A 13,546-nucleotide genomic window follows, 5' to 3' on the forward strand; every position below is an offset into this window, starting at 1 on the left:
GCGGGTAAAACCGTGCAAGGGTTCGAATCCCTTATCCTCCTTTGCTGAGAGTCACAGTGCTTTAGCACTGATGACGAACAGTACTTGGCGAACAAAGTGAGCGAAGTTTCTTATTTAAAAGAAAACAGCCGCATCGCCAAAAGAATCATAGAGACACCTTTTAAGTATACATAGTTATACAATTATCGCGGGGTGGAGCAGTCAGGTAGCTCGTCGGGCTCATAACCCGAAGGTCGTAGGTTCAAATCCTGCCCCCGCAATTGCTTTAAAAGCAAAAAGTTATTAGTGACGCAACACAATAACGAATGGTTTGGTAGTTCAGCTGGTTAGAATGCCTGCCTGTCACGCAGGAGGTCGCGGGTTCGAGTCCCGTCCAGACCGTTATCATTAATTTTTGGCGCAGTAGCTCAGTTGGTAGAGCAACGGATTGAAGCTCCGTGTGTCGGCAGTTCGATTCTGTCTTGCGCCATTTCAAAGAAGAAACATGCGGGTGTAGTTTAGTGGTAAAACCACAGCCTTCCAAGCTGTTGTCGCGAGTTCGATTCTCGTCACCCGCTTTTTTTCTTTAAGGGCCTATAGCTCAGCTGGTTAGAGCGCACGCCTGATAAGCGTGAGGTCGATGGTTCGAGTCCATTTAGGCCCATAATTTTTAAAAGGCCCGTTGGTCAAGCGGTTAAGACACCGCCCTTTCACGGCGGTAACACGGGTTCGATTCCCGTACGGGTCATCTATGAAAACATTTAGCAAAAAGCTAAATGTTTTTTTGTTATCTTCAAAGTTATATTTTATGAAAACGTTGACATTTGTTTTATAATAAGCTATTCTATAGTTGTACAAAACAAGTAAATAAAGTGGATAGTGATTGTTTAAATACAAGCTAAACCTAATTTTTTCAAAGAGGAGGAGTGTCTTCTTTTTTGGAAAGGTTGGGTTTTTCTTTTTATCAATACTAAAGGAGTATCTAAGCGAAGGGAGTGAAAAAATGATTATTCAAAAAATTTTGAATAATAATGTTGTGATTACGTTGGATGAAAATGGACAAGAACAGATTGTTATGGGGCGTGGTATTGCTTTCAAAAGAAAAATTGGGGACTATATTTCAAATGAACAAATCGATCAAATTTTTCGCCTGGCAAATGAAGATACTTCAGTAAAATTTCAAGAATTATTAGGTGAACTACCTTTAGAAGTAATGCAATTATCGGATGAAATAATTAAATATGCTAAAACGAAGTTAGGGCGAAAATTAAATGATACAATCTTTATTTCTCTGACGGATCATCTTCACACAGCACTTGAAAGAATAAAGCAGGGAATTGAAGTGAAAAATTTTCTACTCTGGGATATAAAGCGTTTTTTTTCAGACGAGTACCTGATTGGTGTCAAAGCGTTAGAAATGGTCAAACAAAAATTTGACGTGCAGTTACCAGAGGACGAAGCAGGATTTATTGCGTTACACATAGTTAATGCCGAAATGGATGAAGAATTAGGAAATGTTTATGAGTTAACAAAGATGATGCAGGAAATTACCAATATAGTTAAATATCATTTTAAAATCACTTTTAATGAAGAATCTGTTTATTTTTATCGATTTAGTACGCATTTAAAATTTTTTGCTTATCGTTTGTTGAATCATAAAGAATTTCATGATGAAGAAGATGGAGAATTGTATGAAGTAATCAAAAAAAAATATTTGAATGCTTACAATTGTGTAAATAAAATTGCTAATTTCTTAGCTGAAAATTATCATTATACAGTTACCAAGGAAGAGAAAATGTACTTGATCATCCATATTGCACGGGTGGTACAAACAAATAGCTAGTAAGATTATTTAATCTTCATTATAAGGAAATAGAGAAAGGTGGATAGGGAAATAAGGGAAAATAACCTTTTGGATAGTGACATTAAGTTGGCTAAACCTTCAAATGTATTGTATTAACAAAACTAAACTTTGGAGGAACAAAAAATGGGAAAATATCATGATTTAGCACAGAAAATTGTAAACAACGTTGGTGGGAAAGAAAATATCAATAGTTTGACACATTGTATTACACGCTTACGTTTTAAGTTAAAAGACGAATCAAAGGCAAATGACGATATACTGAAAAACATGGATGGCGTTGTTACTGTAATGAAAAGCGGTGGACAATACCAAGTGGTCATTGGAAATCATGTACCTGCTGTTTATGAAGAGGTTGTAAGTATCGCTGGGATTTCATCAGATACAGAACAAGAATCGTCTGGAGGAAATCTATTTAATCGTTTAATCGATATTTTAAGTGGATGTTTCCAACCATTTTTGGGGGCTTTGGCAGCTGCAGGTATGGTAAAAGGGTTAAATGCATTACTTGTTTTCTTGAAATTATATTCAGCTACTTCTGGGACTTATACGATGCTAAATGGTATTGGCGATGCAATTTTTTATTTCATGCCAGTGATTCTAGGTTACACAGCTGCAAGAAAATTCAATTTAAATCCAATGGTAGGGATTGTTATCGGAGCGGCTCTTTGTTATCCAACAGTACAGGGCAGTGCATTACAAGCAGCTTTTGAAAAAACTGCTGGTGCAGGTGCAGCAGCTCCATATAGTTTATTAGGTTTACCTGCATATGATACATTTTTAGGCATTCCATGGGTTGGTGCTGGTTATACAAGTAGTGTTGTGCCAATCATATTTATTGTGGCTTTTGCAGCACAGGTTCAAAAGTTTTCTAAAAGAATTATTCCTGAAGTTGTTCAAACGTTCTTAGTACCATTTTTTGTATTATTGATTTCATTACCAATCGGTTTTCTAGTAATTGGTCCAATCATTAGCATGTTAACAGATTTATTAAGTGCTGGATTCCAATCACTAATGGGCTTTTCACCAGCATTATATGGAGTTATCCTTGGTTTCTTCTGGCAAGTATTGGTTATTTTTGGCTTACATTGGAGTGTTGTACCACTTGCTATTATGCAAATTACTCAAGAAGGAGCGAGTCAGGTATTGGTAGGTTCATTTGCAGCTAGTTTTGCACAAACGGCTGTTGTTATGGCAATGTTCTTCAAATTAAAAGATAAAAAAGTCAAAGCGTTATGTCCACCAGCAATTATCTCAGGAATTTTTGGTGTAACAGAACCAGCGATTTACGGAATTACATTACCTAAAAAAACACCGTTTATCTTCTCAATGGTTGGAGGCGCAATCGGCGGATTGTATTTAATGTTTAATGGTGTAACTTCTTATACAATGGGTGGCTTAGGTATTTTCGGTGTTTTAAACTTTATCAATGGTGATGATGCAAGCGGAATGATGCACTCATTTGTAGCAATTCTAATTGCAGTTGTAGTAGGCTTCGGATTAACTTTCTTCTTCTGGAAAGATAATGAAGTTGTTGAAGAAGACACCAAAAAAGATAAAGCACAAAAAGCGATAAAAGAAGCGGTTCTAAGTCCTGTTAAAGGGAATGTTTTACCACTAAGTAAAGCGAGTGATCAAGCGTTTGCTCAAGGTGCATTAGGTAAAGGTGTTTTAATTGAGCCAACTGAAGGTGTAGTTAGAGCGCCCTTTGATGGTACGGTAATGACACTGTTTCCAACGTTACATGCTATTGGATTGATTTCAGATCAAGGAATGGAGTTATTGATTCATATTGGTATGGACACCGTTCAGCTGGAAGGACAAGGATTTGAAGGCAAAGTTGCTCAAGGAGACAAAGTAAAAAAAGGACAAGTTTTAGTGACATTTGATATTGATGCAATTAAAGCAGCAGGTTATAGCGTGGAAACACCTATTATTGTAACAAATACTGCCGATTATTTAGACATTGTGGAAACACAAGATCGCGAAGTAACGTCAAATGATACATTAATTACAGGTTTAGCATAAAGTAAAAAATGAAGTGGAGTAAAACAGCAAATGTTTTGTTCCACTTTCAAAATTTAGAATAAAGGGTGGAATTTGACTATGGCATTTAGAAAAGACTTTTTATGGGGCGGCGCAACAGCGGCCAATCAATGTGAAGGTGGATATAACGAAGGAGGACGTGGGTTAGCAAACGTCGATTTAGCTCCTGTTGGACCAGATCGTTTTCCAGTAATCACAGGGGAGATGAAAATGTTTGATTTTGATGACGAACATTTTTACCCAGCTCAAAACGCAATCGACATGTATCATCGTTATAAAGAAGACATCACTTTATTTGGCGAAATGGGCTTTAAAACCTACCGTCTATCTATCGCTTGGAGTCGTATTTTCCCTCTAGGAGACGAAACAGAGCCGAATGAAGAAGGCTTGAAGTTCTATGAAGATTTGTTCAAAGAATGTCGTAAATACAATATAGAGCCTCTTGTAACGATCACTCACTTTGATTGTCCGATGCACCTGGTGGAAAAATATGGGGCATGGCGCAGTCGTGAATTAGTCGGATTCTATGAAAATCTATGTAACGTAATCTTCAATCGCTATAAAGGACTAGTAAAATATTGGTTGACCTTCAATGAAATCAATATGATTTTACACGCACCATTTATGGGTGCTGGACTTTATTTTGAAGAAGGCGAAAACAAAGAACAAGTCAAATACCAAGCGGCACACCACGAATTATTGGCCAGTGCCATCGCGACTAAAATCGCTCATGAAGTAGATCCAGAAAACCAAGTGGGCTGTATGTTAGCAGCAGGGACAAACTATGCGTATACGTGTAAGCCAGAAGACGTTTGGGCAGCACGGAAAGCTGATCGCGAGAACTTTTTCTTCATTGATGTTCAATCTCGCGGGGAATACCCAGCCTATGCGTTGAAAGAACTAGAACGCCAAGGAATTGACTTACCGATTGAAGACGGCGATTTAGAGTTACTAAAAGAGCATACTGTTGATTTTATCTCGTTCTCTTATTACTCTTCACGTGTGCAATCAACGGACCCAGCCATCAATGAACAAACCGCAGGGAATATCTTTGCTTCAGTGAAAAACCCCTATTTAGAAGCAAGCGAATGGGGCTGGCAAATCGATCCATTAGGTTTGCGTACAACAATGAACGACTTATATGACCGTTACCAAAAACCATTATTCATCGTGGAAAACGGCTTAGGAGCAGTGGATACACCAGATGAACACGGCAATGTAATCGATGATTATCGTATTGAGTATTTAGCGGCTCATATCCAAGCGATGAAAGATGCCGTAGAACTGGATGGTGTAGATTTACTAGGCTATACAACATGGGGCTGTATCGATTTAGTGTCAGCTGGAACAGGTGAAATGAAAAAACGCTACGGCTTTATCTACGTGGATCGTGACAATGAAGGGAACGGTACATTGAAACGTTCGAAGAAAAAATCATTTGACTGGTATAAAAAAGTCATTGCCACAAATGGGGAAGATTTGACGAACAATTAATTTTTAGGAGGAAAAATTAATGAAGAAGTTAGTTAAGTTTCTTGGGGTACTAAGCTTAAGTTTGTTTGTTGCGACAGGGTGTGGTGATAGTAATAAAAATAAATCAGAATCTGATTCGTCAAAAGAAGCATCTAAAGAATTAACCTTATATATTGTTAGACATGGGAAAACAATGTTGAATACAACTGATCGTGTACAGGGATGGTCTGATGCAGTTTTAACAAAAGCTGGAGAAGAAGTTGTAACAGCTGCTGGAGTCGGCTTGAAAGATATTGATTTTCAAAATGCGTATAGTAGTGACAGCGGACGAGCGATTCAAACCGCCAATTTAATTATCAAAGAAAATAAAAAATCTTCTGATTTAAAAGTGATTACGGATGAACGTTTAAGGGAATTCAATTTTGGCACATATGAAGGCGATTTGAATCATACAATGTGGCAAGATATTGCAGATGATCAAGGGATAACATTGGAAGAATTTTTAAAAAATATGACGCCAGAATCATTTGCTAATAGTGTGGCGAAATTAGATGCAAAAAATGTTGAAGAAGCAAAAATCAATTGGCCAGCTGAAGATTATAAAACGATAACAACGCGTCTTAAAGCTGGTATAGAAGATATCATTGAAAAAGAAATAAACAATGAAGGTAGTGGAAATATACTGATCGCCTCACATGGATTGAGTATTTCAGCTTTGTTAGCGACACTGTTTGAAGAGTATAAAATCCCAGAAGGCGGATTGAAAAATGCTAGTGTTTGTACAGTGAAGTACAAAGATGGCAAGTACACATTAGATAAAGTTAATGACTTAAGCTATGTTGAAGCTGGACAAAAGTAAGTAAACAGACCAGCAGAGCCCAAAACAAAACTGGTTTTTAGTTTTGTTTTGGGTTTTACATTTTTTCATCAGCTTTTGAAACAATTCTACTCATTTTTTGTGTATAATAAGAACAAAAAGAAGGAAAAGGGATAAATTATGCTAACTATTACAAATTTCCGTGACATTGGCGGCATCAAAAATCAAGAAGGAAAAGAAATCAAGAAGAACGTTTTCTTACGATCGGGAGAACTATCTAATTTAACCAAAGAAGATGAACAACGTTTAGCAACAAATTATCGTTTAGGCAAAATCATTGATTTGAGAAGTGAAGCTGAAGTAGAAGAAAGACCAGATAAACCTGTACCTGAAGCTGAATACATTCATATTGATATATTAGAAGATATTCAAGATGAAGGAGCTTCAATTGGGGATTTTGTTAAAATCGGCTCACCTGAAAAATCAGCCTCTTATATGGAAAAGCTTTATTCAGATATCGCATTAAACAGTGTAGCTCAAAAAGGATATACACAGTTTTTCGAGCATGTTTTAAATTTAGAAAACCAAGAGAGCTTGCTATTCCACTGTTTTGCTGGAAAAGATCGAACAGGAATTGCAGCACTTTTATTATTGGAGACGTTAAATACACCCAGAGAAGCTATTTACACAGACTATTTACTAACCAACAAACTAAGACAAAAAGAAAATGCATGGATTTTAGAACAAGCGAAAAATGCGCAACAGTTAGAAGCTTCTAATTTAGAAGCGCTACAGGTTGCTCTAAATGTAGATAAAAGTTATTTAGACAATTTTTATCAAACAGTTGAAAAACAATATGGCGACATCAGTGCATATTTAAAACAAGCAATTGGTATTGATAAAGGAACCAAAGAAATCATCAATCAACGCTTTTTAGTAGATTAGATAGCAGGGGTAAGAAAGGATTCATATGAATAGAAACCAACATATTGATTTATTAAATCGCTGCGTTGAACTCTCTCAACAGGCTCGTGAACATGGAAATACTCCTTTTGGCGCTCTATTAGTAGGCAAAGAAGGAACTGTTCTTTTAGAGCAGGAAAATATTGAAATCACTGAACATATTTGTACAGGACATGCGGAAACGACTTTAGCAGCGAAAGCGTCAGAAAAATACAGCAAAGAATTTTTATGGGAATGTACCCTCTATACTACCGCTGAACCATGTGCAATGTGTACAGGAGCGATTTATTGGGCAAATATAGGAACAATTGTGTATGCCATGACTGAAAAACGTCTACTGGAACTAACAGGTGATAATAAACAGAATCCAACATTTAATTTACCTTCAAAGGAAATATTAAAACATGGGCAAAAAGAGATTCAAGTTTTAGGACCGTTTCCAGAAGTTGAACAAGCCGCGGCCACTGTTCATCAAGGATACTGGAATAACTAAAAAGGATAAGGCAAGACAGCTTTATTAAGCTTTGAAATGATTGGGATGTGGCTCGCTGAGTTATGTTCCAATCTTCTTTTTTTAAAAATTCAGAATTTTCCGATAAAATATTGACATTTTAATGAGATAAGTGAATAATAGAAAAAATAACCATAAAAATACAAAAGGAGTTGGGAACGAATAATGATCATTAAACCATCACTACCTCAAGAAATGACTGTGTTTTTTGATGCTGAAAACCAGCCAAATGAAAATGTTCAGATGGGTGTAGTTATTTTACAACCAGGTGAAAAAAGACCGCTCGAAGGATTTGCCAGACATGAGCAAGATGAGTATTCGTATGTGGTTTCGGGAAAAGCACATACGATTTTAGAAGACGGACAAGATCTTGTGGGAATGCCGGGTGATGCACAACTGATCGAAGCTGGCGAAGGTCATATCAACTATAATGATGGAGATGAACCAGCAGTGGTTGTTTGGGTATTGGTTGAGCGCATTAAAAAATGAATATAGAGGAGAAATGTATGAAAAAAACAATTACATCAATCATTGGATTAACGTTAATTCTGATGATTGTTTCGGGATGCTCTAGTGAAAAAAAAGAGAGAACAGTTAAAGAATCACAACCATTAAATCTAATGTCTCCATCGGAATTAACGACATTGGATACATCGGTTATGTTAGATTTTCCAGATGCTATCGTTCAAACTGCAGCATTTGAAGGATTGTATGCACTAGATGACAAAGATCAATTAATTCCAGCCGTAGCCAAGGAAATGCCTTCTATCTCTGAGGACGGTAAAACGTACACAATTACATTACGAAAAGAGGCTATTTGGAGTAACGATGATCCAGTTACCGCTAAAGATTTTGAATATGCATGGAAAAAAATGATTGATCCTAAAAATGGTTTTGTCTATAGCTTTTTAGTGGTAGATACTATTTTAAATGCAGAAGAAATTTCGGCTGGACAAAAAACAGTGGATGAATTAGGAGTAAAAGCGATCGATGATCATACATTAGAAGTAAAACTAAAAGAAGCAAAACCATATTTTCCCTCTGTTTTAGCGTTTCCAACATTTTTCCCGCAAAATCAAAAAGCTGTAGAGAAATTTGGTAAAGATTATGGCACAACAGGTGAAAAAACCGTTTATAATGGCCCGTTTATCGTGGAAAATTGGAAACAAACAGACTTAAGATGGGACTTAAAGAAAAATGAAAAGTATTGGGATCGCCAAAATGTAAAATCAGAAAACATTCATTATGAAGTTGTCAAAGAAGCATCTACAGCGCTAAACCTTTTTGAAGATGGACAGTTGGATATTGCGACAATCACAGGAGAATTAGCCAAACAAAATCAAAGTAACCCAGACTATCATTCCTATCCGAGTGCAACGATGAACTACATTCGTTTAAATCAAAAACGCAAAGGCAAGGATACACCGCTAAAAAATGAGCATTTAAGAAAAGCCTTAGCACTAGGGATCGATAAAGAAAATTTAGTAAACAATGTGATTGCTGATGGTTCAAAACCATTATACGGTGCTATTACAGAAGGATTTGTAAGTAATCCAAAAACAGGTATAGACTTTCGTGAAGAAGCAGGCAATCTGATGAGCTATAATAAAGAAGAAGCCTTAAAGTATTGGGAACTAGCTAAAAAAGAGTTGGGAGAAAAAATTACCCTGGATTTAATGGTTACAGACGACGGTTCCTATAGAAAAATGGGTGAAAGTCTACAAGGAAGTTTAGAAAAACTATTTTCTGGCTTAAAAATCAATCTGTCCGCATTGCCAACGGAAACGGCACTAAATTTAAGTCGTGAAAGTGATTATGATATGTTCTTGATTTATTGGACGCCTGATTATCAAGATCCAATATCGACTCTAGGGATGCTTCGTTCAGGAAATGATCGAAATTATGCTAATCCTACGTATGATTTGTTATTAGATGAAGCGTCTAAAAAATATGCTACAGATTTACAAAGACGTTGGGACGCCTTGATTGCTGCTGAAAAAGAAGGAATTGAAAACACTGCTGGAATGATTATCATTAGTCAAAACCAACAATCTGTTTTACAAAATCCTCAAGTCAAAGGTGTGAGTTACCATACTTTTGCGGCACCATTAACACTGAAAAATATGTATAAAGAAACTGAATAATCTTATTTTTAGAAAGTCTTTCAAAAAGAAAGGCTTTTTTAATCAAATCAATATCCCGAAGAGCTAGAACATTGTATCATATAGATATATAGAAAAAAGGAGTAGAAGACAATGACAAATAAACATCAAAAACAAGCAAGTGGAGTTATTTTGAAGAATGTTGAAGAAGAAATTCGTTTGTATATTCTTAAACTACGCCCAGACCTTACTGAAGATTCGAAGGTGGCGTTTCCTGACTTACTGAATTATCGTTTAGAGTATATCAAAGAACTGATTTCAAGCGATTCCGGAAAAATGGAACAATTAAATGAAACGATTATGCAGAGTATTAAAAAGAACACCACGATTACCGATAAGCTAGATTCTTCTGCAGAGCAAAACTTGACAACAGGACAAAAAACAGCGGATGGGATTGCTAAATTCGGTGGAAGCTGGCCATTTATTTTCATTTTTATTGCTATTTTAGTTACATGGATTGCGGTCAATTCCACAATGATTTTTTTCAAACCATTTGATCCATATCCGTATATTTTACTTAATTTAGCTTTATCCTGCTTGGCGGCTATTCAAGCACCGGTTATTATGATGAGTCAGAATAGACAAGAAGAGAGAGACCGAAAACAAGCTGCAAATGACTATCAAGTCAATCTAAAAGCTGAAATAGAAGTTAATTTACTTCATGAAAAAATGGATTATTTGATTAACAGCCAATGGCAACATTTAGTTCAAATGCAAAATATGCAGATTGAATTATTAGGGGAATTGCAAGAACAAATCAATGAACTAAGTAAAAAGGAATGAAACAAGAATGGAAAGAAAAGTTGAAGTGGTAGGTGCCAAAAAAGAGTGGAAAGATCAGTTTAAACAAATGAAAGAACAACTTGACGCAGTTTTCACAGACGAATTAATAGCTATTCATCATATTGGCAGTACCGCAATCGAAGGTATCTATGCAAAACCAATATTGGATATTTTAGTGGTGGTAAATGATATTGAAAAAGTGGCTCATTATCAACCTGCAATGCAACGATTAGGCTATGAATGTTTAGGTGAAAATGGGATTTCAAAACGCCGCTTTTTTATAAAAGGAGCAACGTACAGAAGTCACCATGTTCACGTTTTTCAAAAAGGAAATCCAGAAATTGAGCGTCACCTAAACTTTAGAGATTATTTGAACCACCATTCAAAAGAGGCACAAGAGTACAGCCAATTAAAAGTGAAACTAGCGAAAAAATTTCCCTATGATATTCAATCTTACATCGAGGGCAAAGATGCTTTTATCAAAGAAATTGATCGGAAATCTATCAGTTGGAAAAGAGAGGACTTATGAAGCATAGGAAAGCAACAAAAAAAGAATACAACTCTTTAGTAGAAATCTGGAGCAAATCAGTGAAACAAACACATGATTTTTTACGAATAGAAGATTTTGAAGCAATCAAACAAGAATTGCCTACGTATTTTCCAAACTTGGATGTTCAACTTTGGTTTGACCAAGAAAAAATGATTGGTTTTTCTGGAGTTGATGGGAATAAAATAGAAATGCTTTTTTTAGATCCTGCATTTATTGGACAAGGGTACGGTAGACAAATTCTTACTGATTTATTCAATGAACAGACTATTCAATTTGTTGATGTGAATGAACAAAATAAATCTGCAAAAGCATTTTATCAAGTAATGGGCTTTACCGTATACGATCGTAGTGAAGTGGATGAAGCTAGTAGAGCGTATCCAATTTTACACTTAAGAAAATGATCTAGGATGAGGTTGGGTTATGACTTGTGAAGTTATGCCCCAATCCCATCCTAAATTTGAATAAATAAAAACTTTTGTCTTTTCAATACAGCTAACTTAATTAGCTAAGCTAGTACTTCTTTCAAACATTTTTTGTAAAAAAGCTGCTCGCTGTTTGTCGCTTCGATTTTTCAATGAAGATAATGAATAATGTTTGACGTTCTTAATACCTGACATATGTAGAACTTGCTTTTTTAAAACAGTGCCGTAATCTTGCTGGAAAAAGGTTTTATACCATTTTGGCGCATCTTCAGTTGTAATAATCCAAGCAGATGTATTTTTTAAAAGACCAATCGGTAAATGCCCTTTATAATCGTAAGCAAAGCCTTTACTGAAAACTTTATCAATAAATCCTTTCAAAATTGCCGGCATTCCACCCCACCAAATAGGGAAAATAAAAATGATGTGATCCGCCCATAAAATCTTTTCACGGTAAATCGCCGTTTCTTCTTCAAATTTCATATTTCGTCTTTTTTTGGTCTCATTGAATACCAATACAGGATCGAAGTTTTCTTTATATAAATCAATAATATCCACGGTGTTCTTTTGTTTTGTACCTTCTTGAATACTTGTCAAAATAGCATGGGTATATCCTGTTACATTTGGGTATGCATAGATAATCAACACGTTCATTTATACTCACTCCTAAAATAAATTTAATGATGTAAATCTTTAAAGATTGTATCGGTAAACAACAATAATTCAGTTTTCATTTGTTCGAAGTTGCTCTCGCATTCTTCGTAAGTTTCAGGAATGGGCAAAGAGTTCATTGATTCAATAATCATTTGATAATGGCGGATAGCTGTTTCTAATGATAGGATTTTATCTGCCAACAATTTCCGACTACGTTGATCGCATTCTAAAGAAACAGGTTGATCAAATAACTTAAGTAGTTCTTTCATCTCTTTTAAAGAAAAATGTGCATATTTCATGACCGAAATATATTTTAAACGCGCAAATTCATTTTCACCGTATATACGATAATTATTGATATCTCGTTTTGGAAAAAGTAACTTCTCTTTTTCATAATATCTAATTGTGTCTTCACTCAAATGAACGCGTTGAGCAATCTCTTTGATTGTCCATGTAGATTCCATAAATATCACCTCAAAATCATCTTAACATTGGAGTATACTCCAATGTCAATCACAATTTATAGTTAAAATTAGGTGGTAATGATTTTAATCTTTTATGTAAAATAAAAAATAGTTCTTTTTTTTTATTAAAAAGCTCTGTTTTCCTTGCAAATACTAGGGATTGGCTTGTTTTTTTTGTTTTAAAGTTCAAAAAAAATAGAGATAGGAATGAAAAAAATGACAAAAAAACTTCAATTTAATAGCATATTACTTGATATAAGAGATTGAGAGATACTATAATGAACATAAGTCAGCGGTTTTAGCTGCTTAGTTATGGGAGGAGAGAGCATTATGTTTAGTTATACAGATATGATTTTGTCAGTAATGCAACGTGTTGAAGTCTACAATGAGATTTTTAATGCCATTTCTAAGGAAGTACAAGAGAACAGCTGTAGCCAAGCCATTAACAGAAGAGGTAAAGATACATATTTATTTTGCCGAAACAATGTTAATCGGTTCTTTGTAGAAGAAGCTAGTTTTAGAAAAAACTTAGTTCATTATGGCGAAAAAGAAGCAACAAGAATCCTGCTTGAAGGTTTGGATGCTTATAAAGAGGGGATCTATTTTTGGCTTGAAGCGTTAAACGATAAGTGTGAAGTGATTGATGAAATCAAATATAAACGTGGTTTGAATGGCACTGAAAGTTCATTTAGACTAATCAATCAAGCTTGTAAAGAGGCTTGTGGCGGCATTCAAAGCGCACATAGCGTGCATAAAATGTAAATAATTTAATAAGATAAATACATTGTTTTAACATCGACGTATTTGTTTGTTAAAGATGAAATTATTTTTTTATATAAAAAGATGACTACTATTCGCAGTTTG

14 protein-coding genes and 7 tRNA genes (1 of these 21 only partly in view) are annotated in these 13,546 nt (G+C 35.4%); 19 read left to right on the forward strand and 2 right to left on the reverse strand.

Translation table 11 applies throughout. The annotated features are described in order from the left end of the window. The 18 genes from A5880_RS10480 to A5880_RS10565 all read left to right on the forward strand — a co-directional run. A tRNA-Ser gene (locus tag A5880_RS10480) sits at positions 1-41 on the forward strand; it begins 49 nt to the left of the window's first position. 145 nt (positions 42-186) lie between these two features. Beyond that, positions 187-260, forward strand: a tRNA-Met gene (locus A5880_RS10485). 47 nt (positions 261-307) lie between these two features. Beyond that, positions 308-381: transfer RNA gene (locus A5880_RS10490), tRNA-Asp, on the forward strand. A 15-nt stretch (positions 382-396) separates the two neighbouring features. Beyond that, positions 397-469: transfer RNA gene (locus A5880_RS10495), tRNA-Phe, on the forward strand. Between the two features lie 17 nt (positions 470-486). Continuing rightward, positions 487-557 (forward strand) — tRNA-Gly (locus tag A5880_RS10500). Positions 558-569: 12 nt separating this feature from the next. Continuing rightward, positions 570-643 (forward strand) — tRNA-Ile (locus A5880_RS10505). A 12-nt stretch (positions 644-655) separates the two neighbouring features. After that, a tRNA-Glu gene (locus tag A5880_RS10510) sits at positions 656-727 on the forward strand. 255 nt (positions 728-982) lie between these two features. Beyond that, entirely contained in the window at positions 983-1,822 is an 840-nt protein-coding gene (gene licT, locus A5880_RS10515) for a BglG family transcription antiterminator LicT (protein WP_086328992.1), read from the forward strand. Positions 1,823-1,966: 144 nt separating this feature from the next. Further along, positions 1,967-3,868, forward strand: a complete 1,902-nt coding sequence (locus tag A5880_RS10520; protein ID WP_086328993.1) for a beta-glucoside-specific PTS transporter subunit IIABC — start codon at positions 1,967-1,969, stop codon at positions 3,866-3,868. A 78-nt stretch (positions 3,869-3,946) separates the two neighbouring features. Then, positions 3,947-5,380, forward strand: coding sequence for a 6-phospho-beta-glucosidase (locus A5880_RS10525; protein WP_086328994.1), 1,434 nt, complete (start codon positions 3,947-3,949; stop codon positions 5,378-5,380). A gap of 19 nt (positions 5,381-5,399) precedes the next feature. Beyond that, positions 5,400-6,218: a histidine phosphatase family protein gene (locus tag A5880_RS10530; protein ID WP_086328995.1), complete on the forward strand. Its 819-nt coding sequence runs from the start codon at positions 5,400-5,402 to the stop codon at positions 6,216-6,218. Positions 6,219-6,356: 138 nt separating this feature from the next. Then, positions 6,357-7,121, forward strand: a complete 765-nt coding sequence (locus A5880_RS10535; protein WP_086328996.1) for a tyrosine-protein phosphatase — start codon at positions 6,357-6,359, stop codon at positions 7,119-7,121. Positions 7,122-7,146: 25 nt separating this feature from the next. Continuing rightward, on the forward strand, positions 7,147-7,632 hold the full coding sequence (locus A5880_RS10540) for a nucleoside deaminase (RefSeq protein WP_086328997.1): 486 nt from the start codon (positions 7,147-7,149) through the stop codon (positions 7,630-7,632). Positions 7,633-7,815: 183 nt separating this feature from the next. Further along, complete coding sequence (locus tag A5880_RS10545; RefSeq protein WP_086328998.1) at positions 7,816-8,139, forward strand: cupin domain-containing protein; 324 nt, start codon at positions 7,816-7,818, stop codon at positions 8,137-8,139. Between the two features lie 17 nt (positions 8,140-8,156). After that, complete coding sequence (locus A5880_RS10550; RefSeq protein ID WP_086328999.1) at positions 8,157-9,794, forward strand: peptide ABC transporter substrate-binding protein; 1,638 nt, start codon at positions 8,157-8,159, stop codon at positions 9,792-9,794. A gap of 111 nt (positions 9,795-9,905) precedes the next feature. Next, entirely contained in the window at positions 9,906-10,595 is a 690-nt protein-coding gene (locus A5880_RS10555) for a DUF1003 domain-containing protein (RefSeq protein ID WP_086329000.1), read from the forward strand. A 7-nt stretch (positions 10,596-10,602) separates the two neighbouring features. Beyond that, the gene (locus A5880_RS10560; RefSeq protein WP_086329001.1) at positions 10,603-11,124 is read left to right on the forward strand and encodes a GrpB family protein; all 522 of its coding nucleotides are present in this window, start codon (positions 10,603-10,605) and stop codon (positions 11,122-11,124) included. Continuing rightward, positions 11,121-11,546 (forward strand): GNAT family N-acetyltransferase, encoded by a 426-nt coding sequence (locus A5880_RS10565; protein WP_086329002.1) that lies wholly within the window; start codon positions 11,121-11,123, stop codon positions 11,544-11,546. Before A5880_RS10560 ends, A5880_RS10565 begins: the two co-directional genes overlap by 4 nt. 96 nt (positions 11,547-11,642) lie before the next feature. On the opposite strand, the gene A5880_RS10570 is transcribed toward A5880_RS10565, so the two are convergent. Both A5880_RS10570 and A5880_RS10575 read right to left on the reverse strand, forming a co-directional pair. After that, positions 11,643-12,218 carry an NAD(P)H-dependent oxidoreductase gene (locus A5880_RS10570; RefSeq protein ID WP_086329003.1) on the reverse strand — a complete coding sequence of 192 codons (576 nt, stop codon included), beginning with the start codon at positions 12,216-12,218 and terminating at the stop codon, positions 11,643-11,645. Positions 12,219-12,241: 23 nt separating this feature from the next. Further along, on the reverse strand, positions 12,242-12,682 hold the full coding sequence (locus A5880_RS10575) for a MerR family transcriptional regulator (RefSeq protein WP_086329004.1): 441 nt from the start codon (positions 12,680-12,682) through the stop codon (positions 12,242-12,244). Positions 12,683-13,012: 330 nt separating this feature from the next. Between A5880_RS10575 and A5880_RS10580 the strand changes: the two genes are divergently transcribed. Beyond that, the gene (locus A5880_RS10580) at positions 13,013-13,444 is read left to right on the forward strand and encodes a hypothetical protein (protein ID WP_086329005.1); all 432 of its coding nucleotides are present in this window, start codon (positions 13,013-13,015) and stop codon (positions 13,442-13,444) included. Positions 13,445-13,546 lie beyond the last annotated feature (102 nt).

It is taken from the genome of Enterococcus sp. 4G2_DIV0659, from assembly GCF_002140715.2.
Lineage (GTDB): Bacteria > Bacillota > Bacilli > Lactobacillales > Enterococcaceae > Enterococcus_L > Enterococcus_L mansonii.

Excerpts from the sequence above, each read along its gene's own strand:
- licT (WP_086328992.1), top strand. The coding sequence starts at position 983 with ATGATTATTCAAAAAATTTTGAATAATAATGTTGTGATTACGTTGGAT.
- A5880_RS10520 (WP_086328993.1), top strand. The coding sequence starts at position 1,967 with ATGGGAAAATATCATGATTTAGCACAGAAAATTGTAAACAACGTTGGT.
- A5880_RS10525 (WP_086328994.1), top strand. The coding sequence starts at position 3,947 with ATGGCATTTAGAAAAGACTTTTTATGGGGCGGCGCAACAGCGGCCAAT.
- A5880_RS10530 (WP_086328995.1), top strand. The coding sequence starts at position 5,400 with ATGAAGAAGTTAGTTAAGTTTCTTGGGGTACTAAGCTTAAGTTTGTTT.
- A5880_RS10535 (WP_086328996.1), top strand. The coding sequence starts at position 6,357 with ATGCTAACTATTACAAATTTCCGTGACATTGGCGGCATCAAAAATCAA.
- A5880_RS10540 (WP_086328997.1), top strand. The coding sequence starts at position 7,147 with ATGAATAGAAACCAACATATTGATTTATTAAATCGCTGCGTTGAACTC.
- A5880_RS10545 (WP_086328998.1), top strand. The coding sequence starts at position 7,816 with ATGATCATTAAACCATCACTACCTCAAGAAATGACTGTGTTTTTTGAT.
- A5880_RS10550 (WP_086328999.1), top strand. The coding sequence starts at position 8,157 with ATGAAAAAAACAATTACATCAATCATTGGATTAACGTTAATTCTGATG.
- A5880_RS10555 (WP_086329000.1), top strand. The coding sequence starts at position 9,906 with ATGACAAATAAACATCAAAAACAAGCAAGTGGAGTTATTTTGAAGAAT.
- A5880_RS10560 (WP_086329001.1), top strand. The coding sequence starts at position 10,603 with ATGGAAAGAAAAGTTGAAGTGGTAGGTGCCAAAAAAGAGTGGAAAGAT.
- A5880_RS10565 (WP_086329002.1), top strand. The coding sequence starts at position 11,121 with ATGAAGCATAGGAAAGCAACAAAAAAAGAATACAACTCTTTAGTAGAA.
- A5880_RS10570 (WP_086329003.1), bottom strand. The coding sequence starts at position 12,218 with ATGAACGTGTTGATTATCTATGCATACCCAAATGTAACAGGATATACC.
- A5880_RS10575 (WP_086329004.1), bottom strand. The coding sequence starts at position 12,682 with ATGGAATCTACATGGACAATCAAAGAGATTGCTCAACGCGTTCATTTG.
- A5880_RS10580 (WP_086329005.1), top strand. The coding sequence starts at position 13,013 with ATGTTTAGTTATACAGATATGATTTTGTCAGTAATGCAACGTGTTGAA.